The following is a 23,457-nucleotide window of genomic DNA, read 5'->3' as shown; positions in this document are numbered from 1 at the left end:
GCCTGACCATCACGGGCGGCTTCGACGCTACCCCGGTGGCGCTGCCGCGACCGCCGGGTTCACACACGGCGACAAAATGTCGCGAGTGCTTCTCGGACACCGGCATCCGGGCGGGAAGCGTGCCGGAGATGTCCTATCCTTGCACGGGTGCGGGTAGCGAGCAGGTGGTCAGGGTCGATCGTCACGATGCTGATGGTGAGCGTTTTCGCCGCCACCGCCGCTCTGCTCACCGGGGCCGGAGCGCCCGCACATGCCGCCCCCTCCCCGGTCGCGGCGTGCGCACCACGGGCTGCCGCCCCGGCGAACACCGTCCACACGACCACTGTCGAAGGTGTGACACGGACGTACCGGGTGCATCTGCCCGCGGGATACACCGGGCGCACCCCGATGCCACTGATCCTCGCGTTCCCCGGTCACACCGAATCGCCGACGATGTTCGAGCGCTACACCGGTCTGTCCGCCCTACCGGCCGTTGTGGTCTACCCCGACGGCTTGCGCGGCACCGACGGCACATTGTCCTGGCAGGGCGCGCCGTACTCCTCGCCGCAAGCCGACGACATCGCGTTCACCGCGGCAATCCTGCGGGAGGTGCGGGCGACGAGCTGCGTCGACCGCACCCGCACCTATGCGGTCGGCCGATCGAACGGCGGTGGGTTGGTGTCGATGCTTGCGTGCCGGATGCCGGGTCAATTCGCCGCGTACGCCATCGTCAACGGAGCCTTCTACGACCAGAGCCTGCGCGGCTGCTCGGCGTCCAAGGCGCCCGCGTCGATCATCGACTTCCATGGCACCGCCGACGCCACGATCCACTACGGTGGCGGCACCCGGCTCGGCGGTCACTACGCACCGATCTTCGACATCGTACGGTCGTGGGCCGCGCGCAACGGGTGTATACCGACACCCCTGGAGGTCCCCGTCAATTCTGCTGTCACACAGTTCCTCTGGCCGCTGTGTCGGTCGGTCGGCAGCGAGATCTCGCACTATCGCATCGCCGGGGGCGCCCACGTGTGGCCCGGATCGTCAGTACACCGGGGTCGGACCGGCGTCAGCGACAGCATCTCGGCCACGACCCTGATCTGGCAGTTCTTCAACCGGCACCCACTCACGGTGGGCGGACGATCGAGATGAGCGCCGTCGACGACCGGACCGGGACCACGCTCGGACCCTATGCCATCGCCGAGCTGCTGGGCCGGGGCGGGATGGGTCAGGTCTATCGCGCCACCGACACCCGCAAGGGACGAACGGTCGCGCTCAAGTTACTCAATCCCGAGTTCGCCGACGATCAGGTGTTCCGTGACCGATTCCTACGGGAGTCACGGGTCGCGGCGCGGATCAACGACCCACACGTCGTCCCGATCCATGACTGGGGCGAGATCGACGGGCTGTTGTTCATCGACATGCGGCTGGTGACCGGACGCGATCTGCGCGCGATCCTGGTCGAGCAGGGAAGCCTGGCGCCCGAGAGGGCGGTGGCCATCCTCGGGCAGGTCGCCGACGCCCTCGACGCAGCCCACCTCGACGGTTTGGTGCACCGCGACGTCAAACCCGACAACGTTCTCGTCGACGCCCGCGACTTCACCTATCTGGCCGATTTCGGGCTGGCCCAGGGCACCGCCGACACACGCCTGACCACCGCGGGCACCGCCATCGGGTCGTTCGGCTACATGGCACCTGAACGATTCGGCGCCGACGAGGTCGGCGCGGCCGGCGACATCTACGCCCTGGCCTGCGTGCTCTACGAATGCATCGCCGGGACACAACCTTTCGCATCCGCCACCAACCTCGAGCGACTCATCGCCGCTCACCTCAACGCCGAACCACCACGGACCGGTACGGCGCTCGATCCGGTCATCGCCCGCGGGATGGCCAAGAACCCACGCGACCGGTACTCGAGTGCCGGTGCACTGATCGACGCTGCCCGCACCGCCCTCGCCTCCCCCGGCGAAGCGTCCCCCCGTGCGCCATTCCCTGGCACGTCGGCGGCGCCCGCGACGCTTGCACCGCACACCGCACCGCCCACCGGTCACACCACCGAGCGGCCGGCTGCGATGAACCCGGCTGTCGTGAATCCGGCGTCGTACTCTCCGACAGAGATCGCTGCAGGCTCCGGCGCCCGCCACTTCGAGCCGTATCCGTATGCACCGCAGCACCATCCGCAGACACCGACACGCCGGTCACCCGTACTAGCGATCCTCGTCGCCATCGCGGTGCTGCTCGCGGGCGGCATCGGAGTCGGCGCATGGGTGCTGCTGCGCGACTCCGACGACGGGGCTCGCACCGTCGCCGACGCCAGCCTGACCACCACACCGACCGCCGCGGCGCCTCCCAACACCGCGAGCCAGGCCACCCCGACCCCGACCACGCCATCGGTCACCACGCCATCCCCCGCCGGTTCGGCCAGGGCTGCCTTCGACCTCGGCCTGGCCACACCCATCAGCACGCCGGCATGTGACGGCACCGGGATCGTCGTGGTCGGCAATGCCGTCGATCCGTCGAACTACGCCGGCGAGGTGCAGGGCTATCTCACCGCATTCCCCGGGTCGAGTTACCTGCGCACCGACCAGACGTGCTCATCGTTGCGGGCACGCGACGACAACGGCAATCCGATTTACGCGATGTACCAGGTGGCCGGACGGACCACCGCCGACATCTGCCGCCTCCGCAACCAGATCGGCGGCACCGCCTACGGCAAGTGGCTCGACAACACCACCGATCCGACGACGTTCATCACGCCGAGCGAATGCGGGGCGTGAGAAAGCCGCCCCTCCGCCTATCGAGGACACCATCGGTCCGCAATGTCCGGCAAGATGAGCGAATGCTGGAAACATCGGCTCGACTCCTGCACCTGCTCTCGCTGCTCCAGACGAGACGTGAGTGGTCCGGCCAGGAGCTCGCCGACCGGCTCGAGATCACCACGCGCACCGTGCGACGCGACGTCGACAAGCTGCGTGAGCTCGGCTATCCGGTCGACGCGACCGTCGGCGTCGGCGGGGGGTATCGGCTCGGCGCGGGTGCGGAGATGCCGCCGCTGCTCCTCGACGACCAGGAGGTGCTGGCCGTGGCCCTCGGGCTCGACGCGGTCACGACCGGGCCGGTGGCCGACATGGCCGAGGCCTCGGCCGGTGCGCTGACCAAGTTGCGCCAGGTCATGCCCTCGCGTCTGCGCCACCGGCTGGATTCGTTGTCACTGGAAGCCGTGCCCCGCACGCGAGGCCAGGTGACGGTGTCGGCCGATGTTCTCACCGACATCGCCGCGACCTGCCATCGCCACGAACGGCTCCGCTTCGACTACCGGCGTGGTGACGGCACCGAGTCGCGGCGCGAGGTCGAACCCTACCGGTTGGTGCGCAACGGAATGCGTTGGTATCTCATCGCTTTCGACCTCGGCCGCGACGATTGGCGCTCGTTCCGGGTGGACCGTATGGTGCCCAAGATCCCGACCGGCCCCCGGTTCACCCCGCGTGAGCTCCCCGAAGGAGCGGCGTCGAGGTTCCTCGAACGCAGCCTGGGCGCGGTGTATCGCAAATCCTCGGCGCGCGTGCGTATCCACGCCCCGGTGGAGACGATCGGTCCGATGGTCTCCGATGCGTGGGGCACCCTGGAGTCCGGCGATGAGCAGACCTGCGAACTGACCCTGTACTCCACGTCGCTCACCTCGATTGCCCGGTGGCTGCATGCCTTCGACGCCGACTTCACGGTGCTCTCCCCGGACGCATTGCGAGACGAACTGGCCGGCGTCGCCGAGCACCACGAACGGGTGGCCGCCCGCTATCGGCGAGCGTGCGACGCAGCGCCGTGATCGTTTCGTGACCGTGCGGGCGAGGGCTGTCTCGACTCCGCCACGACCCCGCCGCGTCCCTGGGCGCCAGCGGATCCGGTACCTACCGTGGTGCTCATGAGGCTTTTCGTGACTGGTGCCAGCGGATATGTCGGCTCGCGGTTGGTGTGCTCGCTGCTCGCCGCCGGACATGAGGTCGTTGTGTCCTCCCGGAATGTGGACCGCTTGACCGACTTCAGCTGGTTCGACGCGGTGACCGCGGTGTCGATGGATGTCGACGACCCCGAATCGGTCAAGCAGGCCCTTGCCGCCGCCGGGCCACTGGATGCGCTCTACTACCTGGTTCACGGGATCGGTCAGTCGGGGTTCGCCGACGCCGACCGCAACGCTGCCGCGAACCTCGCGTCGGGCGCGCGTGACGCCGATGTCACACGCATCATCTATCTGGGTGGCTTCGTCCCCGATGACGAGGACCTGTCGGATCATCTGCGCAGCCGAGCCGACGCCGGCGAGGCCCTACGACTGCCCGACGGGCCGGAGCTGGTGTGGCTGCGTGCAGCGGTGATCCTCGGCGCCGGGTCGACGTCGTTCGAGATCATCCGCTACGTCGGCGACCGCCTCGCGGTCATCCCGGAGCCGTCGTGGACGCGAAACCCCATGGACCCCATCTCGATTCGCGACGTATTGCACTACCTCACCGCCGCCTGCGAGCCCGAGCTACCCGCCGGCGACTACGACATCGCCGGACCCGACGTCTGTCGGTACCGCTCGGTCCTCGAGGCCTATCTCGACGCGATCCGCATGCCGAAGGTGCGGGTGTGGGTGCCATTCGTCGGGACGCGTCTTGCCGGCAAGGTCGCCGGGCTCCTCGTCCCCATCCCGTCTGCGCTCACCGAAGAGCTCATCACCTCCCTCGATCATCCGATGCGCGCCGACGAACACCGCATCCGGGAGCTGGTACCGCCACCTGCCGGCGGGTTGACGCCGATGCGCGACGCGGTCGCCGCAGCAGTGGCCTCACCGGCGCCCCGGTCGGTCTGTGCGCTCGACGACCCGCACCATCTGGCCTCGACCGATCCGGCCTGGGCCGGAGGCGATTGGCCTCGCGTACGACGCCGGATCAGCGGCACCGTCCGCGGTGCGTTCGGGACGGCGGGTCGACTCGGCCGGGCATTGCTGCCAGTCTGACGACGTGGACTCACCAACCCAGAGCCCTGTCCGACACCGCGGCGCGATCGCCGAGCTGATCGACGAACTGCGCACCGACCGCAACGGGCACCTGCCCACGCGGCAGGCGCGCCGGCGATGGATCGTCGGCGTGACGCTGGTGGTCGGCGCGGTCCTTCTCGGCTTCTCGTTGTCGGCGACCCCGGGTGACAGCAGGTTCTATCCGCTGACCGTCGCGCTCGGCGTCGTCTGGGTCGTCGGTGGTTTCCTCGCCGGCCCGATCCCGGCCGGGTCGTTCCCCGCTATCGGTCGACACTCGCCGGAGGGCGCACCCACCCACCCGCGGCGCAACGCGGTACTGCTCGGCGTGTCGGTCGGCCTATTGGTCGGCGCCTGCTTTGTCGTCGGCGCTTTCGGCACCCGCCTGATCCCCCCACTCAACGACCTGATCGGTCGTGTGCTGGCCTACGCCGATTCCGGCAGCCTCGTCGCGATCGCGGCGATCACCCTCGGCAACGGCGTCGCCGAAGAACTGTTCTTCCGCGGGGCGGTGTACACCGCCGCCCGCCCGTGGCACCCACTGGTGGTGTCGACGGCCATCTACGTCGTCGTCACGATGGCCAGCGGCAATGTGATGCTCGGCTTCGCCGGGGTGATCCTCGGCGCGGTGTGCGCGGTGCTGCGACGCGCGACCGGTGGCGTGCTCGCACCGCTGTGCACCCATGTGGTGTGGTCGGTGATCGTGCTGTTCGCACTGCCGCCCATCGTCGGGGTGTGAGAGCCAGGTTTCGGCGAACCCGAACCGGTTTGGGCGAAGGCCACCTCAGCCGCTACATTCGTGAGTTGGTGCGGCCGCCTCGGCCGTGGCCACGCGCGTATAGCTCAGCGGTAGAGCTCTGGTCTTACACACCAGCGGTCAGGGGTTCGAATCCCTTTGCGCGCACCGTAGGATCAGGGCAGGTCGTAACTGGCGCTGGGGTGGAGTACCACCGGCCTCCGGAGTGTGTGTCGTGCGCCTGGGCATTGACGAGGCTCAGGAGTGTTCATGTCGAATGCACAGCTGTTGTCAGGTGTCGATCTGGCAGCAACCATCAATGCCGATACCGCGTCACGGGCGGCTCGCGTGACGGACGTGTCCGGACTGCCGCCCACGCTGGCTACTGTGCTGGTCGGCGACGATCCCGCGTCAGTGACGTATGTGTCGATGAAGCAGCGACGTTGTCAGCAATTCGGGCTGGGCGCAGTGCACGTGGGGTTGCCGGCCTCGATTGGCACCGCAGAAATCGTCGAGCGCGTCGAGGAACTGTCGAACAACACTGGTGTCGACGGCATCTTGGTGCAGCATCCCATGGGCGAGTATGTCGATGAGCGCGCGGTGTTCGATGCGATTACCGCGACCAAGGACGTCGACGGGGTGAGCTCGACATCGTTTGCGGCGATGGCGTTGGGCCAACCTGGTTTTCAGTCGTGCACTCCAGGTGGGGTGGTGCGCCTGCTCGAGCATCACGGGGTGGTGGTCGCCGGTGCCGACGTGGTCGTCGTCGGGCGCAGCGCCATCCTCGGAAAACCGTTGGCTGCGTTGTTGTCCGCGCGCGATGCCACGGTGACGTTGTGTCACTCCCGCACCCGCAACCTGGCCGCTCACCTGTCCCGGGCCGACATCGTGATCGCTGCTGTGGGCCGGCCCCGGTTCATCAACGGCACACATCTCAAGGACGGAGCGGTCGTGGTCGACGCGGGCTATCACCCCGGCGGGGTTGGTGATGTCGACTTCGCGTCCGCCGCGCGGGTAGCGGCAGCGATCACTCCGGTCCCCGGTGGGGTCGGCCCGATGACCATCGCGATGCTGCTCTCACAGACTGTTGACGCCGCCGAAACCAGGGTGCAGCAGGCCGGCCCTGCGACAGGCTAGTCCACCACCTTCAGAATCCGGCTCGACCACGCGCGGCCGAGGTCAGCGGACCCGCCAGCCAGCGGTCGACCTCGGATTGGGATCGCAGTCGGACGATAGGTGTGGTGCCGGTGTCGAAAGCTCCTGGCGAGAGCAGGAGTGCCCGGTACTTATGTCTCGTCGATACCGACCAACGAATGACGTTCTCGCGGTGAGTGAACAGAGTGCGCAATGGTGGCTCAACGTTTCCGTTCCACAGAACCTCACGCCGTAGACGTCGACACAAAGTCCTGCGGACCACACGCGGGAACGTGGTGCACCAGAATGGCAGGTCCAGCCATACCAGCAGGTGAGCGCGCTCGGCAATCAGCGCTCGGGCGTCGTTGTACTGCCACTCGATGGTCCAGGTGTCCGTTGCGACAAGTGCTCTGACATCTTCGATGAATGACGGTCTCGGCTCCCATTCCGGCCCGTGATACAAAGCGTCGATCTCGATGTGTTCCGCGCCGATGAGATGCGCAATCTGTTGGGCTAGTGTGGTTTTCCCGGACCCTGACACCCCTGCAACTGCCACCCTCCGCGGATCAACCGGTAGCCGATCGTCAGCACACAGCACGGTGAACAAGATTACCCGCCCCAACACCCCGGTTCGACCGTTGTCGCGCGGATCGTCTCTCAGGTCGCTTTAATCGTTTTCATGCCTTCTGTACATGTTCGTACCCGTCGGTCACGCGCCGGCCGGGTCGCGATCGCCGTCCTGACCGTCATCATCGGCCTCACGACCGCCTGTTCGGTCAGCGGCACACCCGTCGCGGCAGGCCCCGCGATCGACGGCTTCGTCACCGGCGTGACCGCGATCAACGACTCGGGCGGGTCGTCGTCGACGGTGTCGGGGACGCTCGGCGCAGGACAGTCGGCAGGACCGACGCTGCGGTTGCCCGACAACGTCACAGCGATCAACGGCGGTAGCGTCCTCCAGAACACCACTTCGTCGACTCCCATCACCTCCATGCGAATAGCGTTGGAGGCCAAGCACAATGGCAAGTCGACCGGCAAACCCGCGCCCGGATACACCGAACTGAAGCTGGGATCGGCGACGGCAACCGCCTCGGTGGTGATGACGTTGGCGCAACAACTTCCGTCGGAGGATTTCGCCTTCTACTTCGCAGGTGTCGACGCATCGGGCGTGCAGGGTCCGATGGTGCGTCAGGAGGTCAAGGCGCTCAAGGTCGGAACCGGCGCGGTACAGGTCAGTACGTCGTGGACCGTCGACAGCGACCTCGATCTGATCCTGGTCGAGCCGTCGGGCGACAAGATCTATTTCAACAACAAGACGTCCTCGTCGGGCGGCACGCTGGATCTCGACTCCAACGCCGACTGCGACATCGACGGCAAAAACAACGAGAACATCACCTACCCGCAGGCCCCCTCCGGCACCTACACCGTGTACGTGAATCTGTATTCGTCGTGTGGAACGCCGGCAACCGATTACGTCGTGACGGTGAGTGTGGGCGGTCAACAACCACGCACCTTCACCGGGACTTTCACCGGTCCCGGGTTGCGTACCGCCGACACCTCCGAGATCCGTGAGGTGACCACCTTCCAGGTGGGCTGAAGTTCACGCGGGACCACCTGCCCGAGATCACCAAACCGTCCGCTGAGATGGGCCGTCGGCCGCCCGTCATCGACAATCGTCGACGCCGTTCCTCTCCCGCCTGAACGACTACGGCACCGGTCGCGACGAGGTGTTGGGTATCGTCATCCCGGAATCGCTGGTGGCGTATCAGTGGCTGGCCGAGGGGGAAGTGTGTGAACGCGGGCAATTCGGGGATGGTCGCCGGGTATCACCTGATCGGTCCCATCCGTACCGATGCACTCGGGCAGGTCTTCATCGCAGACCGTCCCGGCCCCACCGGACGCGTGTTGATGCGGCTGTTGGCCGTCGACCCGAATGCCCCCGGCTTCCGGTCCCGCTTCGCCGCGCAGGCGCATGCGGTGCAGGGACTGGTCCATCCCGGCCTCGGTGGACTCCTGCAGTACGGCGAGGAGTCCGGCCGCACCTGGTTCACCAGCCGCTTCGTCGACGGCCACCTGCTGACCACCGACCGGCGCGCCGACGCCGAGGCCCTGGGTATCGCCGGGCAGGTCGCCGATGTCCTCGATCACGCCCATCGCCGCGGGATCGTGCACGGCGACCTCGGGCCGGGCGAGATCCTGCTCCCCGGTGCCGCCGGGCCGGGTACGACAGGTGGATCGGTCGTCGTCCTCGACGTCGGCACGCTGGCACTTGCCGGCCGCCCGATCCTGAACCCCCTGTCGGGGTCACCGGAGTACACCGCGCCCGAGGTCATCGCGGGTCAGCCCGCCGGTCCCGCGTCAGACCAATACTCGCTGGCCTGCCTGCTGTACCAGATACTCACCGGCACAACACCTTTCGCCGCTTCGTCGCCAACCGAGGTCGTGAGCGGCCACCTGCACCGCCAAGCACCGCCGATCAGCGCGACGCGTCCCGACCTCACCGCACTCGACGTGGCGTTCGGCCACGCGCTCGACAAGGACCCCGCCCGGCGCTACCCGGACTGCCGGGCCTTCGTCGGAACGGTCGCCACCCTCGCGTCGCGGGCCGCCGCGCAGCACCAGCCCTCCGCACCCGAAACACCGCCGACGTCGTTCCGCGAGCGCGCCCACTCCCCTGCACCGGGACCGTCTGCACCGGTGGTCACAGCGGCACCGGCTGCACCCCCCGTGTCCGTGCCGGAGCAGCCGACACAAGCGCCCGTCCAACAACTCCCCGTCCCCGAACGTGCTGCACGCCACGCAACCGTTCACCCCCTGTCCGTTCCGCCCACACCCGACGTCGCTGCGCCCGACGTCGCTGCGGCTGACGTCGACCCCACCTCCGGCCCGGTGACCCCGGCGCCTGCACCGCCGACGGTCGTGCCCCTCGATACCGGTTCTACCCCCGGCGGCTCATCGACGCCGCCGGCGTCACCCGCCACCGGGCCATCCCAGGGCGACCTCTCCCCGGGCATTCCCATGCCGAATCCCTCTGTCGGCCAAACCATTCCACCCGGCATGGGAGTGGCAGCAGACCCACCGCCACCGCATTCCCCCGACGACCGGCTCGCACCGCCGCCGACCGGATCGGCGACTCCCGGTTCGCCGGACACGCTGCCACCGATGGACCTTCCGGCGGACCCGTCTGCTTCGGGTCGCGGCACGCGCGTCCGTCGCCGCGTGCTCGCCTCCGCGCTGGCGCTCGCCGCCGCAGCCGTGATCGCGGTCGTCGCCGTGGCGGCCACGTGGTTCGTCGTCGGCCGCGGACCGACCCTGGCCCAGGTCACCGCCACGCCACTGTCCAACGCCCACAACACGTCGTGCGCAATCCGCAACGGCCAGGCCTTCTGTTGGGGCTCCAACTCCGACGGCGCTCTCGGCAACGGCACCACGGTCGACTCCACCACTCCGGTACAGGTCGGCACCTTGTCCAAGGTGACAAGCATCTCGGTCGGCTGGACGTCGGCGTGCGCGATCGCCGACGGAACCCTGTACTGCTGGGGGAACAATGCCGCCGGTCAACTCGGTGACGGCACCACCGACAATCGCCTGACCCCCACCAAGGTGGCCGCACTCCATCACGTGACGTCGGTGTCGGTCGGGTCGGACGTGACGCTGTCGGGCGACAACGTCGCCTCGGACTCCACCACCTGCGCGGTCGCCGACGGCGGTGCGTACTGCTGGGGCGCCAACACCTACGGCCAGATCGGCGACGGCACCATCGATAACCGCACCACCCCGACCCGGGTCAAGGGTGTCGACGGGGCCGTTTCGCTGACCACGGACTCCGGCCAGACGTGTGCACTGACCGACGGCGGGGCCGTGTACTGCTGGGGATCGAACAGTCGTGGCCAACTCGGCGACGGCACCACCAATGATCGCCACACCCCGACCCGGATTGGCGGACTGTCCGACATCACCGACGTCGCGACGTCGGTCGGTACGACCTGCGCCGTCGGCGACGGAAACCTGTACTGCTGGGGTAACGACACCTTCGGCCAGACCGGCGGTGGCGACCGACTGACGTCGCGGACCCCGACACAGGTCCCGGGCCTCAATGACGTCACGTCCGTGTCGCTGGGGACGCAGACGACGTGTGCGGTCGCCGGCGGGGCCGCCTATTGCTGGGGAAACAACAGCTCGAACGGGGCCGGATACGATCCCCGCGGCTACTTCAGCACGCCGATGAAGATCTCCGGACTGAACGGCACGGTCACCGCCGTCACCACCAACTCCGTCGCGTCCTGTGCTCAGGTGAGCGACAAGTTCTACTGCTGGGGCGACAACAATCAGGGCGGCCTGGGAATCGGCTCCACCGATCCGGTCAACGCGCCCGTGCAGGTCGCATTTTGATCGCGCACCGCAGTCACGCAGAGAGGGGCACCCAGTAGTGGCACATCTCGAAGAAGGCAGCATCTTCGCCGGCTATCAGGTCCTCGCCAAGCTCGGTGCCGGCGGAATGGGCCAGGTCTACCTGGTCGAGCACCCACACCTGTTGCGTCGGGAGGCCCTCAAGGTCATCTCGGTCAACGCCGCCGACAACGCAGAGTTCCAACAACGATTCACCAATGAGGCGCGAACCGTCGCCTCGTTGAATCATCCGGGAATCGTCGCGATCCATCACTACGGCGTCGAGGACGATTCGCCGTGGTTCACCATGACCTATCTCGACGGCAAGGACCTCACGGCCGGAGGGCTCTCGGACGCGGAGATCGGATACGTCGTCGTGCGTGCCGCCGAGGCACTCGACTACGCCCACCGTCATCAGGTGATCCACCGCGACATCAAGCCGGCCAACATCATCGTCACCCGTGAGGCCGACGGGTCGATCGATCAGGTGGTCCTCCTCGACTTCGGCATCGCCAAGCTCGCCGATTCGACGTCGATGACTGCCACCCACGCGTTCATCGGGACGCTGGCCTACGCCGCACCAGAAGTCATCGACGGAGTACCCGCCGGACCGTCCAGTGACCAGTACGCGCTCGCGTGCAGCACCTACGAACTACTCAGCGGCGCTGCACCTTTCGAGGCCCCGACGCCCTCAGCGATGATGGCCGCACTGTTGTCCAAACCAGCACCGCCACTGAGTGCACGCCGACCCGACCTGGCGGCGCTGGATCCGGTGTTCGCCCGTGCGCTCGCCAAGGACCCCGCGCAGCGCTACCCCGACTGCCAGTCGTTCGCACGCGACCTGGCTGCGGTGCTGATGACCTCCACGGGCGGCCCGGCATCGGCGATCAGTCCTTTGGCGACGACGGACCCCCGCGGCGGGAGCCACCTGCCGCCCGACGCCGATGCACCGACCGTCGAATCGCGTCAACGCACCACCCGCCGTCGTCGCAACCTGCTGCTGGCCCTCGCAGCGGCGTTCGCCGTCGCGGTGATCGCGGTGGCGAGCACCGCATGGGCGGTCGGACGCTCCGACCCGGTACCGCCGGCCGCCGCGCCACTCGCCTTGCGCGAGGTGAGCATGAACTCGTCGAACACCTGTGCCGTCTACAACAGGCTGGCCTATTGCTGGGGCGAGAACGACAACGGTCAGATCGGCGACGGCACCACCACCGACCGCAGCACTCCGACCAGGGTCAGCGGTCTGACCGATGTCTCGGCCATCACGGTCGGCGGCGCCGCCACCTGCGCGGTGGCCTCGGGTAAAGCCTACTGCTGGGGCTCGATCAGCAAGGTTCTCCTGCCCAAGGAGGTTCCGGGGCTGACCAATGTCACCGACATCGTCAGCAGCGCATTCACCACCTGCGCCATCGCCGACAGTTTCTTGTATTGCTGGGGTCTCAACGACAAAGGGCAGGTCGGGGACGGTACGACGACCACGCGCACCGCACCGACCAAAGTGGAATCGCTGTCCTCGGTCACATCGGTGTCGGTGGCGGCGGGCTCCACGTGCGCCATCGCCGACTCCGTCGGCTACTGCTGGGGCCACAACGCCAGTGGTGAACTCGGCGACGGGACCACCCAGGACCGATCGACCCCGACCCAGATCAAGAATTTCCGCTTCGCCTCCACGCTGACCGTCGGCGACAACTGGGACGACGGCACCACCTGCGCGCGCCGGGCCGACAAGGTCGGCTACTGCTGGGGCAACAACAGCTCCGGCCAGATCGGTGACGGAACCACGGCGAATCGCCCGCTGCCGACGAAGGTGCTCTCCGACGTCGACTCGATCACCTCCAACGGGGGCGCCACCTGCGCGGTCACCAGCTCGCGCACCCTCATGTGTTGGGGGGATCAACGCAACAATTACTCCAATCAGCTGACACCGGCGCTCGTTCACGGGATCGCCGATGTGACCTCGGTGGCCGTGTGGGACAACAACACGTGCGCGATCTCCGATGACCAGCTGTTTTGTTGGGGACTCAACAGTGAGGGACAACTCGGTGACGGCACCACCCAGTCTCGACCGACACCGACCTTGATGAAGTTCCCCACCTGATCGGTCGCCGACGACACCCGGGCCGTGATCGAATTGTGCCGCGACCTGAATTGCTACAGAAGTGGCTGATGTAGTTCAGTGTGACTACTGTGACTCGACTTCTTCGTGCCTTCCGTCCACGACCCACCGCGCTCGGCCGCCCAGGTCTGCGCCGCACCGCCACCGCCGTCCTGGGCGCGACGACTGCGCTCGCGCTGATCGGTGCCGCGGCGGGCACCGCCGCGGCCGATCCCGCCGACGACGTCGCAGGCGCCCTGAGCCGGCAATTGACGACCGGCTCGTCAGAGCTCGGACTGTCACAGCTGCTGCCGATGATCCCCGGACTCGGCGACCTCCTGCGCCAGGGCGGTGCGCCGGGCACCACACGCTGCACCTCGGTCGTCCAGATCGGTGATTCGACCTCGGTCGGCGTGGACTCCCCGACCAAGGTTCCCAGCCCAGCCGAGACCCTGTCCGCGCAGTACAAGCGGGTCGGTGTCGGCACCGTCGACCTCGACGCCAACCGCGGCCGATCGATCGTCGGTGCGGTCGACGGGCGGCCGAATGCGGCCGAGGCTGTCGCCACACATCTGGCCAGGGGCGAGAGGGGCTGCTGGGTGATCGCGATGGGCCTCGAGGACGCAGCCGACATCGCCAAGGGCTCGACCGTGGCCGCCGACGAGCGCATCGATCGGATCATGAACCAGTTGCGGGGCCAGCCGGTGCTGTGGCCGACGGTCACCGCCGACGCCGCCGCGCGGGGATACACGACCACGGCAACGGCCTCATTCAACAACGCGCTGCGACGCGCCGTGGTGCGCTACCCGAATCTCGCGGTCTACGACTGGGCCGCGGCGGCCGCCGGGCAACCCGAATGGTTCGACGATGGCATCCACTACACTGCCGCCGGAATCGCGGCTCGCAACATGCGTTTCGCCGGCGCACTGGCCACGGCCTTCCCTCCCGGCACCGGTGTCACACCGGCAACGAAGTGGGTGTCGAACTGACCTGGAAGTAGTTGCAATCGCAACGAATTCTTTTGGGCCACAATCCATATTCGCGAATCGGTCATCGTTCCCCCAACCGGAGGACACTGCGGTCGGTCGTGCGCAGAAACGTCTCGCCACCCCGCTACACTGAGCGGCTGATGCTCCCCTGCGAGCACCTCGACATCGCTGTCATGTCACCACCGCACCCGAACGAAACGCTTACCTGCCTGTATGCCACGCCCCATCCACACAGGGTCAGCCCACCTGCCCGCCCTCGACGACGTGCGCGCGCATGCCGTCGGGTTTGTCGTCACCGATTCCTGGTCTCGTAGCCATGTCGACCGAGCCACGACGAGGGTGATATCGATCGTCACGGAGGTAGACACGACACCGACGACAGCATCGAGAGAAGGGAGGGCGAACGCATGAAGGCACGCCTGCGCACATGGCGCGCGCGTCGGCACATCCCATCGATGACCCATCACCACGGCTCGGGGCACACGACGTCGACCCTGCTCGGTGCGCCTCCCCCCACGAGCCTGGAGATCACCGGCCCGATGGCGAGCCTGAGCCCGATCGGAGTCCTCCACGAGCCCGGAACGGAGCCGGTGTACGCGCTTCCGGCGCCACCACGAGGACCCGAGCCGTACATCGAAGGCTCCGATGCGGAGACCGTGGAACTCAGGGCGATCAGCGACGCCGACACCGTCGAGCTCCGACGCCTATCCAACGAGGTCACCGCCGAACTGCCGGTCGCACTCGGCACCGAGACGACGTCGGACGACACCGACACAGACACAGACACAGCCGAGGAGGAGGCGGCCAACACCCCGTCGGATGACGAGGAAGCGGCCGAGACCGACGGTCCCGAGGCGGACGACACCGACTCTGACCGCACCGACTCTGACAGCACCGACTCGGCCGCCACCGACTCGGTCGGTGTCGAGGAAGAAGAACTCGTCGACGGAAAACGCGCCGACACCGATAACCCCGACACCGATGAGGTCGGCGAGAAGACCGACGCCGACGTCGAGGCCGGCGAGACATCGGTGGTCGAGGATGCTCCCGACGCCGAAGCGTCACACGAGGACGAGGACGCGGAGGCCACCGCCGACGCGGCGGAGGACTCCGACCACGCCGACGACGCTGACGAGCCCGCCGACGACGACACTTCCGCGCAGGAAAGCGCCGAGACCCCGTCCGACGACACGGTCGAGATACCGGTCGATGCGGCCCAGGCCGCGACGGTCACGGCGATCCCGAACATGCGGGACCGGCGCACCGCCCAGAAGAGCGCCGAGCCAGACGCCGGCACAGACAGAGAAACAGACACCGACACAGACGAGAAGTCGTCGGCGCCCACCGTCCGTATCCCCAAACCGGTCTGGACGCTGTCCACGAAGCTCCTCTCACCGACCACTCCCACGACCTCGGAGCCGGCAGCTGATCCGGAATCGGCTGTCTCACCGGCCGGCGCAGCCACTCTGGCGCCGGGTCGCATCCGGCGCAGCCGTGCGCTCGACGGCGTTCGCGGTATCGCAGTGCTCGCCGTCGTGCTCTATCACTTCTTCGGCGACGCGGTTCGCGGCGGCTACCTCGGCGTCGACGTCTTCTTCGTCCTGTCGGGCTTCCTCATCACCTCGCTACTCGTTCGCGAATACGGAGCCAGCAAGCGAATTTCGTTGTCGCAGTTCTGGACCCGACGCGCCCGTCGCATTCTTCCGGCCGCGCTGACGGTCCTGGTCGTGGCCACCGCCGTCGCCGGACTCATCGGCGGCGACGTCGGAGTGCAGCTCAAGAGCCAATTCCTCGGGTCGGCGTTCTTCGTCAACAACTGGGTGCAGATCGCGCAGTCGCACAGTTACTTCGCCGAGACGACACCCCAGATCTTCATGCACTACTGGTCGTTGGCGATCGAGGAACAGTTCTATGTGGTGTGGCCACTGCTGTTCCTCGGTGTGCTGTGGTTGGCACGCCGAACCTCGACGCGTACGCAACTGCGGATCACTGCCGCGGTGACGATCGCACTCGGCGCGGCGTCGGTGGCCGCGATGATCGCGATCTACAACCCGGACACCGACCCGAGCCGGGTCTACTTCGGCAGCGACACCCATTCCTTCGGCCTGCTGATCGGCGCCGCACTGGCACTGCTGTGCACCGCCCCGGCCGCCGATGCCGCCGATTCGTGGCCACGTCGGGTCTCGCCGCGCACCGCCGAGATCCTGGGCAAGACCGTCGCACCGGTCGTCTTCGTCGGGCTTCTGGTCCTCATGTTCACCTTGCCCGATACCTCACCACTCACCTACCAGGGCGGGCTCCTGCTGGCTTCGGTACTGACCGCGGGCGTGATCCACACCGCGGTCGGCGAGACCGGGCCGGTCCCGGTGATCCTGCGCGTAAAGGCCCTGCGATACCTCGGCGAGCGATCGTTCAGCCTGTACCTGTGGCATTGGCCGGTCGTGGTCTTCCTGCGCGCCTGGTTCCAGGAGGGCAAGGGCACGGCGTCATTCACCCTTCCCGGCTGGCTGATCGGCATTCTCGCCGCGGTGATCACCCTCGGCCTGTCCGAACTGTCCTACCGCTACATCGAGACACCGTTCCGCCGTAAGGGTTTCCGCGGCGTGCTGCGCGACCTCGGGAATTCGGCACGTCTACCGATCCCGGCCGCGGTGTTCGCCGCCGGCCTGGTCGTGATCCTGTTCGCCGGTTCCGCGCTGGGGACCAGCCCGTCGAAGTCGCAGTTGGAACTGCAGCTCGACCACCTCGCCGAGCTGCAGCGCCGGGCCAATGCGAGCCCGCCTCCGGCTCCCCCACGTCCGGCCGCGCCGAGTGCACCACGGCTACCGACCGGCCAGGAGATCACCGGCATCGGCGACTCGGTCATGCTCGCCTCGTCGCAGGCGTTGCGTGCGCGGTTCCCCGGCATCTACATCGATGCGCAGGTCTCGCGTCACTACAGCGGCGGCGAAGGCGTCATCGAGGATCTCCGCGCGTCCGGCGCGCTCCGCAAGTTCGTGGTGCTGGGATTCGGCACCAACGGGCAGGCGTTCCCCGGACAGCTCGATCGCATCCTCTCCGAGATCGGCCCGGGTCACCTGATCGTCTTGCTGGTCCCGTTTGGTCCGGTCGACGGCATCCCGCAGGCAGCACAACAGGTTCTGCAGTACGCGCCGCGACACCGCAACGTCTTCTTGGCGCCGTGGTGTCAGGCCGCGGCCGCCCATCCGGAGAACCTCGGTCCCGACGACGTCCACCCGATGGGACCAGGCACCTGGATGTATGCCGATGCGGTGACCGTGGGCCTGCAGCAAGCCGTCACCGGTAAGCGTGATCCCAACATCACCTGCCCGATCTGAGGACCGTCAGCCGGCAACCCACCGCGTCGAGGGCGCGGCGCCGACGCTGCCCGACGGATACGCCGCGGCCAGCGCATCGGCGAATCGCTTGTTGCGATCGGCGGTGCCCGCGGCGGTGTAGTGGACGCCGTCGGTGAACTCGGCCGGCGCAGCGGCGCCGGCCCAGTCCACCACGGCCAGATTGGCGTAGCGAGCGGTCGCGTTGCGCAGTGCGGTGTTGAACGTGGCCATGGCGGCCGAATCGAACGCCTTGTTACTCGGGTTCGACGAGGTGACCGTCGGCCAAAGGACCGGCTGCCCGGACAGCTGGCGCATGATCCGATCGATGCGGGCGTCGGCGTTGATCGAACTTCCCGTCGAGATGTCCCCGACGTCGTTGACACCCATGGCGATCACCCAGCAGCCGCGTGCGCCGGACGCGAGCCGGGACGCGACGGCGTGTTCGGCATCCGGTGAGGGTCCGCCGACGATCGCCCGGCCGCTGACCGCATCGAGGGTGAAGCTGTTGACCCCGACGCGGCGGTATTGGGCACTGGCAGTGTCTCCGGCCGCCGGAACGTACGCCGGATCGTCGGCGCGCACCGACGTCGAATCCCCGACCTGGATCACCGAGGTGCATCGTGACATACCGGTCTGGTCACCCGTCCCGGGGATCAGGCTCTGCAGGCTGGGCAGCAGATCGCCCAACCCCATGTCCGACGACGAGTTCGGGATGCCGGCGACGATGCCCGGCAGGTCGTTGAGGTCCGGCAGTGCGTCCGACGGCGCGGCGGCGCAGTGTCCGGCTCCCGCGAAGGCCAGCGCACCCCCGGCGAGCATGCCGACGCCGACGCGGCGCAAGCGGCCACGGGTGCAGATCCTGGTGAGCTGAGACAGCGACAGTTTGTTCACAATAGTCACACTGAACTACACCAGTCACTTCTGTCGCAACCCGAGGCGTGCAACGACTTGGTCAAGACTTGGCGCCCCGCTCGTGGCGAGCGGTGCGGTGACAGTTGAGTCAGACGGCGGCGAGCGCCTTGTCCCAGAGGGCCTCCGAGCGCGCCTCACCCGGGCCGACGACGTCGGCGAAGGCGATGCTGCCGTCGGTGTCGACCAGGAAGGTTCCGCGATCGGCGTATCCGCGGCCCTCGCTGAACACGCCGTAGGAGCGGGCGACGTCGCCGTGCGGCCAGAAATCCGACAGGATCGGGAACAGGAACCCCTGCGCCGCCGACCACACCTTGTGCGTCGGCGGCGGCCCGACCGACACCGCGACCGTGGTCACCTCGTCGTTGGCGAAGCGCGGCAGATTGTCACGGATGTACCCGAGTTCGCCCTGGCAGGTGCCGGTGAAAGCGAGCGGGAAGAACACGATGAGGACCTTGCGACCCTCGGAACGCAACCGCGACAACGAGACCCGTTGGTTGTTCTGGTCGCGTAGCTCGAAGTCCGGTGCGGTGGCGCCGATCCCCAGCGGGACCGACATCTCCGGAGCGCTCATGGGCGTTTGCCGGAACGCGACTTCGGTTGCACCAGACGCGAACCCGACCAGTCGCCGAGACTGACCACCGAGGTCTGGGTCAACCCGGCAGTGGGCGCCGCCTCGGCGATCTCACTCGGGTCGACGTAACCGGGATTGCCCGTCTTCGGCGAGAAGACCCAGACGTATCCGTCGTCGGCGAGCGGGCCGATCGCGTCCATCAGACGGTCGACGAGGTCACCGTCGTCGTCGCGCCACCAGAGCACCACCGCGTCGATGACGTCGTCGGCGTCCTCGTCGAGCATCTCCGCGTCGATCGTGTCCTCGATGTCGGCACGCAGGTCGTCGTCGGTGTCCTCGTCCCAGCCGAGTTCCTGGACCACCATGCCGGGGGCGAACCCCAGTTTCTGTGCACTGCTGCCGTCGGAGCCATTGCTCCCTGAGGCGGCTACCACCGCGCGAGACCTCCCAAGTCAACATGTTTCGCCGTGTCGGCAATTCGATCGCAGCCGACCCGATCAGCCGACTATTGGGACAGCGTAATGCACTCGACGATCGTGCACCGACACGAATTCATGAACTCGCGCGCCGCGGGGCTATCCGGGTGGGCGTGCACCGGTCGTGGTCGGGGCCAGTCCGGGCGGGGTCGGCAGGTAGGTCGCGCAGACGGCCAGCACGGACTGCTTGTCGCGGGTCCAGGTGTCGGCGATCGGATTCAGGCCGACGAGCTCACGTCGTCCGATGGCGTCACCGAGCCGCCCCGAGCTGGTGAGAAAGGCGTTCACCGGGCCGGTCACGTCGGCGGTGACCGCACCGGTGACCTTCGCCCGGATCTGGTCCACACCGGCGATCAGGCTCGCCCGGGCGCGGTCGTCGAGGTCACCGACACGGTCGTAGGACTGGACCGCGTTCAGACGATCGACAAAGGTGTTGTACCCGCGGACCATCACGACCATCGACGACATGGCCTGCCGACACAGCGTCACCGCGAGCTCCCGGCGCGCCGCCGAGGTCGAGGCCGACTGTTCGGACCGGTACATCGACACCTGTGCGGAGTCGACGGTCGGCGCGCCGGGCACCGACGTCGCACATCCGGCGAAGATCAGCACCGCGGCCGTCAGGATCACGGCCGTCAGGACCACGGTCACACCCACCCGTGTCGCACCCCCGGCGGTTCTCCGGACGCGCAACACCCCGGAGCGCCCCTGGTCGGCATCCGTCTGATGGCATTCTTCTGTCCCGCTGTGGCACCCCCCGACGTTGCGCAGCTCCGCCCGGTATGCCCGGCGGGCCGATGCACGCCTCACTGCACGCTCCTTACTCCGTGGTAATCACAAACCGAACGCTACCGCAGGTCAGGTACTACGCGCCCAATCCGAACACCCCCGATGCCAAGCGAGGCGACATGGGGCACGATGTGGGGTGGGTCCGTGAGCGAGCACACCATCGTCGTCGACGGACTCTCGTGTCATCGCATGCCGGGCAGCACCCCCGCCCGGCCCGATCGAGGAGTAGGCATCACCGTGACCGAACAGGCAGAGAAGGACGTCAGCGCGACCTCCGGCGGCACCCCCGACAGGTCGGGTCCGCGCGTGCGCGTCATCCGTGAGGGTGTCGCGTCCTACCTGCCCGACATCGACCCCGACGAGACCGGCGAGTGGCTGGAGAGCTTCGACAACCTCGTCGCACATGCCGGACCGGCCCGAGCCCGCTATCTGATGCTCCGGCTGCTCGAGCGCGCAGGCGAGAAGCACGTCGCCATCCCCTCGCTGACGTCCACCGATTACGTCAACACCATTCCCACCGAACTCGAACCCTGGTTCCCCGGCGACGAGGGCGTCGAGCGCACCTTCCGTCAGTTCATCCGCTGGAACGCCGCCATCATGGTGCACCGCGCTCAGCGTCCCGGGGTCGGGGTCGGCGGTCACATCTCGACCTACGCGTCGTCGGCGTCGCTGTACGAGGTCGGCTTCAACCACTTCTTCCGCGGGCACGAACACCCAGGCGGCGGCGACCAGATCTTCATCCAGGGTCACGCGTCGCCGGGTATCTACGCCCGTGCCTTCCTCGAGGGCCGGATCACCGCCGAGCGGATGGACGGGTTCCGGCAGGAGCACAGTCACGCCGGTGAGGGCGGCGGTCTGCCCTCCTACCCGCACCCGCGACTCATGCCCGAGTTCTGGCAGTTCCCGACGGTGTCGATGGGTCTCGGTCCCATGAACGCGATCTATCAGGCGCGCTTCAACCACTATCTGCACGATCGCGGTATCAAGGACACCTCCGACCAGCACGTGTGGGCCTTCCTCGGCGACGGCGAGATGGACGAGACGGAGTCACGCGGGTTCGCCAGTTTCGCCGCGACCGAGGGCCTGGACAACCTCACCTTCGTCATCAACTGCAATCTGCAGCGGCTCGACGGACCGGTCCGCGGCAACGGCAAGATCATCCAGGAACTCGAGTCGTTCTTCCGCGGCGCGGGCTGGAACGTCATCAAGGTGGTGTGGGGCCGTGAGTGGGATGCACTGCTGCACGCCGACCGCGACGGTGCCCTGGTGAATCTGATGAACACCACGCCCGACGGCGACTTCCAGACCTACAAGGCCAACGACGGCGCCTTCGTGCGGGAACACTTCTTCAACCGCGATCCGCGCACCAAGGAACTCGTCAAGAACATGTCCGACGCCGAGATCTGGAATCTCAAGCGCGGCGGCCACGACTACCGCAAGATCTATGCCGCCTACGCGTCGGCGATGGCGCACAAGGGTCAGCCGACGGTCATCCTGGCGCACACGATCAAGGGTTACACCCTGGGCAAGCACTTCGAGGGCCGCAACGCGACCCACCAGATGAAGAAGCTGACCCTCGACGATCTCAAGGACTTCCGCGACGAGACGCGAATCCCGATCAGCGACTCCCAACTCGAGGAGAATCCGTACCTGCCGCCGTACTACCACCCCGGGATGGACGCCCCGGAGATCCAGTACATGCTCGACCGCCGCAAGAACCTCGGCGGCTTCCTGCCCGCGCGCCGTACCAAGGCCAAGGCGTTGTCCCCCGATGTGAGCAAGGCGCTCGCGACCACCGCAAAGGGCTCGGGCAAACAGCAGGTGGCAACCACCATGGCACTGGTGCGCGTGTTCAAGGATCTGTTGCGCGACAAGGAGATCGGCCATCGGATCGTGCCGATCATCCCGGACGAGGCGCGGACCTTCGGGATGGACTCGTGGTTCCCGACGCTCAAGATCTACAACCGCAACGGACAGCTCTACACCTCGGTCGACGCCGAGTTGATGCTCGCCTACAAGGAGAGCAGCGAGGGCCAGATCCTGCACGAGGGCATCAACGAGGCCGGCTCGGCCGCCTCGTTCACCGCCGTCGGCACCTCGTATGCGACGCACGACGAGCCGATGATCCCGCTCTACATCTTCTATTCGATGTTCGGCTTCCAACGCACCGGCGACAGCTTCTGGGCGGCCGCCGACCAGATGGCGCGCGGCTTCGTCATCGGCGCCACCGCGGGACGCACCACGCTGACCGGCGAGGGCCTGCAACACGCCGACGGCCAGTCACCGCTGCTCGCGGCGACCAACCCGGCGGTGGTGGCCTACGACCCGGCCTTCGCCTACGAACTCGGACACATCGTCGCCGACGGTCTGCGTCGGATGTACGGCGAGAATCCGGAGAACATCTTCTACTACCTCACCGTCTACAACGAGCCGATCAGTCAGCCGGCCAAGCCCGACGACCTCGACATCGAAGGTGTGCTCAAGGGCATCTACCGGTTCAGCCCGGCCCCGCAGGACAAGCAGTACCCGGCCAACATCCTCGTCTCGGGGGTGACCATGCCCGACGCGCTGCGCGCCCAGGAGCTCCTGGCCGCGGACTGGAACGTCGGCGCCGCGGTGTACTCGGTGACGTCGTGGAGTGAACTCGCCCGCGACGGCATCGCGATCGACCGTGCCGCGGTGCGGACCCCGTCGCAGGATGCGGGTCAGCCCTACGTCACCAAGGTCCTCTCGGACACCGCCGGGCCGTTCGTGGCGGTCAGCGACTACATGCGTGGTGTCCAGGAGCAGATCCGCGCCTACGTGCCGGGCACGTATCTGACGCTCGGTGCCGACGGCTTCGGGTTCTCCGACACCCGTCCGGCCGCTCGTAGGGTCTTCAACGTCGACGCCGAGTCCATCGTCGTCGGGGTGCTGGTGGCCCTGGCCCGCGACGGGCACATCGATGCCGGCGTCGCGGCGCAAGCCGCCGACAAGTACCAGATCACCGACGTCAACGCCGCCGAGGTGTCCTACGCCGACACCGGCAGCGCCTAGAGTTCGAC

16 protein-coding genes and 1 tRNA gene are annotated in these 23,457 nt (G+C 67.5%); 13 read left to right on the top strand and 4 right to left on the bottom strand.

Annotated features, from left to right (window positions below; genetic code table 11):
• Window positions 1-186: 186 nt before the first annotated feature.
• From GOPIP_RS19620 to GOPIP_RS19560, 12 genes are all read left to right on the top strand, one after another.
• Window positions 187-1,128 (top strand): CE1 family esterase, encoded by a 942-nt coding sequence (locus tag GOPIP_RS19620; RefSeq protein WP_006371518.1) that lies wholly within the window; start codon window positions 187-189, stop codon window positions 1,126-1,128.
• Window positions 1,125-2,753, top strand: a complete 1,629-nt coding sequence (locus GOPIP_RS19615; protein WP_006371517.1) for a serine/threonine-protein kinase — start codon at window positions 1,125-1,127, stop codon at window positions 2,751-2,753. Before GOPIP_RS19620 ends, GOPIP_RS19615 begins: the two co-directional genes overlap by 4 nt.
• 62 nt (window positions 2,754-2,815) lie before the next feature.
• Window positions 2,816-3,799 carry a helix-turn-helix transcriptional regulator gene (locus GOPIP_RS19610; protein ID WP_006371516.1) on the top strand — a complete coding sequence of 328 codons (984 nt, stop codon included), beginning with the start codon at window positions 2,816-2,818 and terminating at the stop codon, window positions 3,797-3,799.
• A 96-nt stretch (window positions 3,800-3,895) separates the two neighbouring features.
• Window positions 3,896-4,966: an NAD(P)H-binding protein gene (locus tag GOPIP_RS19605; RefSeq protein ID WP_026920038.1), complete on the top strand. Its 1,071-nt coding sequence runs from the start codon at window positions 3,896-3,898 to the stop codon at window positions 4,964-4,966.
• Window positions 4,967-4,970: 4 nt separating this feature from the next.
• Window positions 4,971-5,723 carry a CPBP family intramembrane glutamic endopeptidase gene (locus tag GOPIP_RS19600; protein ID WP_006371514.1) on the top strand — a complete coding sequence of 251 codons (753 nt, stop codon included), beginning with the start codon at window positions 4,971-4,973 and terminating at the stop codon, window positions 5,721-5,723.
• Between the two features lie 93 nt (window positions 5,724-5,816).
• Window positions 5,817-5,888, top strand: a tRNA-Val gene (locus GOPIP_RS19595).
• Window positions 5,889-5,984: 96 nt separating this feature from the next.
• Entirely contained in the window at window positions 5,985-6,857 is an 873-nt protein-coding gene (locus GOPIP_RS19590) for a bifunctional 5,10-methylenetetrahydrofolate dehydrogenase/5,10-methenyltetrahydrofolate cyclohydrolase (RefSeq protein ID WP_081482537.1), read from the top strand.
• 676 nt (window positions 6,858-7,533) lie between these two features.
• Window positions 7,534-8,451 (top strand): YfaP family protein, encoded by a 918-nt coding sequence (locus GOPIP_RS19580; protein WP_006371511.1) that lies wholly within the window; start codon window positions 7,534-7,536, stop codon window positions 8,449-8,451.
• 194 nt (window positions 8,452-8,645) lie between these two features.
• Entirely contained in the window at window positions 8,646-11,246 is a 2,601-nt protein-coding gene (locus tag GOPIP_RS19575) for a protein kinase domain-containing protein (RefSeq protein ID WP_006371510.1), read from the top strand.
• 37 nt (window positions 11,247-11,283) lie between these two features.
• Entirely contained in the window at window positions 11,284-13,341 is a 2,058-nt protein-coding gene (locus GOPIP_RS19570; RefSeq protein WP_006371509.1) for a protein kinase domain-containing protein, read from the top strand.
• 89 nt (window positions 13,342-13,430) lie between these two features.
• Window positions 13,431-14,327: an SGNH/GDSL hydrolase family protein gene (locus GOPIP_RS19565; RefSeq protein ID WP_035728472.1), complete on the top strand. Its 897-nt coding sequence runs from the start codon at window positions 13,431-13,433 to the stop codon at window positions 14,325-14,327.
• Between the two features lie 407 nt (window positions 14,328-14,734).
• Window positions 14,735-17,665 carry an acyltransferase family protein gene (locus tag GOPIP_RS19560; protein ID WP_006371507.1) on the top strand — a complete coding sequence of 977 codons (2,931 nt, stop codon included), beginning with the start codon at window positions 14,735-14,737 and terminating at the stop codon, window positions 17,663-17,665.
• A gap of 6 nt (window positions 17,666-17,671) precedes the next feature.
• Here GOPIP_RS19560 and GOPIP_RS19555 read toward each other — a convergent pair whose 3' ends face one another.
• From GOPIP_RS19555 to GOPIP_RS19540, 4 genes are all read right to left on the bottom strand, one after another.
• A complete protein-coding gene (locus GOPIP_RS19555; RefSeq protein ID WP_035728470.1) occupies window positions 17,672-18,556 on the bottom strand; it encodes an SGNH/GDSL hydrolase family protein in 885 nt (294 codons plus the stop codon).
• A gap of 109 nt (window positions 18,557-18,665) precedes the next feature.
• Complete coding sequence (locus GOPIP_RS19550) at window positions 18,666-19,148, bottom strand: peroxiredoxin (RefSeq protein ID WP_006371505.1); 483 nt, start codon at window positions 19,146-19,148, stop codon at window positions 18,666-18,668.
• On the bottom strand, window positions 19,145-19,582 hold the full coding sequence (locus GOPIP_RS19545) for a DUF3052 domain-containing protein (RefSeq protein WP_006371504.1): 438 nt from the start codon (window positions 19,580-19,582) through the stop codon (window positions 19,145-19,147). The genes GOPIP_RS19550 and GOPIP_RS19545 overlap by 4 nt, the downstream gene beginning before the upstream one ends.
• A gap of 141 nt (window positions 19,583-19,723) precedes the next feature.
• Window positions 19,724-20,281, bottom strand: coding sequence for an Rv2240c family protein (locus tag GOPIP_RS19540; RefSeq protein ID WP_035728467.1), 558 nt, complete (start codon window positions 20,279-20,281; stop codon window positions 19,724-19,726).
• 321 nt (window positions 20,282-20,602) lie between these two features.
• Here GOPIP_RS19540 and aceE point away from each other — a divergent pair, with 321 nt between their 5' ends.
• Window positions 20,603-23,449 (top strand): pyruvate dehydrogenase (acetyl-transferring), homodimeric type, encoded by a 2,847-nt coding sequence (gene aceE / locus GOPIP_RS19535; protein ID WP_026920035.1) that lies wholly within the window; start codon window positions 20,603-20,605, stop codon window positions 23,447-23,449.
• The last annotated feature ends 8 nt before the right edge of the window (window positions 23,450-23,457 follow it).

The organism is Gordonia polyisoprenivorans NBRC 16320 = JCM 10675 (assembly GCF_000241325.1).
GTDB lineage: Bacteria > Actinomycetota > Actinomycetes > Mycobacteriales > Mycobacteriaceae > Gordonia > Gordonia polyisoprenivorans.
This window is presented reverse-complemented; position numbering and strand designations above follow the sequence as displayed.

Bases quoted from the DNA above. Each gene is read 5' to 3' on its own strand.
- aceE (WP_026920035.1), top strand. From the start codon at position 20,603: ATGCCGGGCAGCACCCCCGCCCGGCCCGATCGAGGAGTAGGCATCACC.
- GOPIP_RS19550 (WP_006371505.1), bottom strand. From the start codon at position 19,148: ATGAGCGCTCCGGAGATGTCGGTCCCGCTGGGGATCGGCGCCACCGCA.
- GOPIP_RS19610 (WP_006371516.1), top strand. From the start codon at position 2,816: ATGCTGGAAACATCGGCTCGACTCCTGCACCTGCTCTCGCTGCTCCAG.
- GOPIP_RS19620 (WP_006371518.1), top strand. From the start codon at position 187: ATGCTGATGGTGAGCGTTTTCGCCGCCACCGCCGCTCTGCTCACCGGG.
- GOPIP_RS19605 (WP_026920038.1), top strand. From the start codon at position 3,896: ATGAGGCTTTTCGTGACTGGTGCCAGCGGATATGTCGGCTCGCGGTTG.
- GOPIP_RS19560 (WP_006371507.1), top strand. From the start codon at position 14,735: ATGAAGGCACGCCTGCGCACATGGCGCGCGCGTCGGCACATCCCATCG.
- GOPIP_RS19615 (WP_006371517.1), top strand. From the start codon at position 1,125: ATGAGCGCCGTCGACGACCGGACCGGGACCACGCTCGGACCCTATGCC.
- GOPIP_RS19580 (WP_006371511.1), top strand. From the start codon at position 7,534: ATGCCTTCTGTACATGTTCGTACCCGTCGGTCACGCGCCGGCCGGGTC.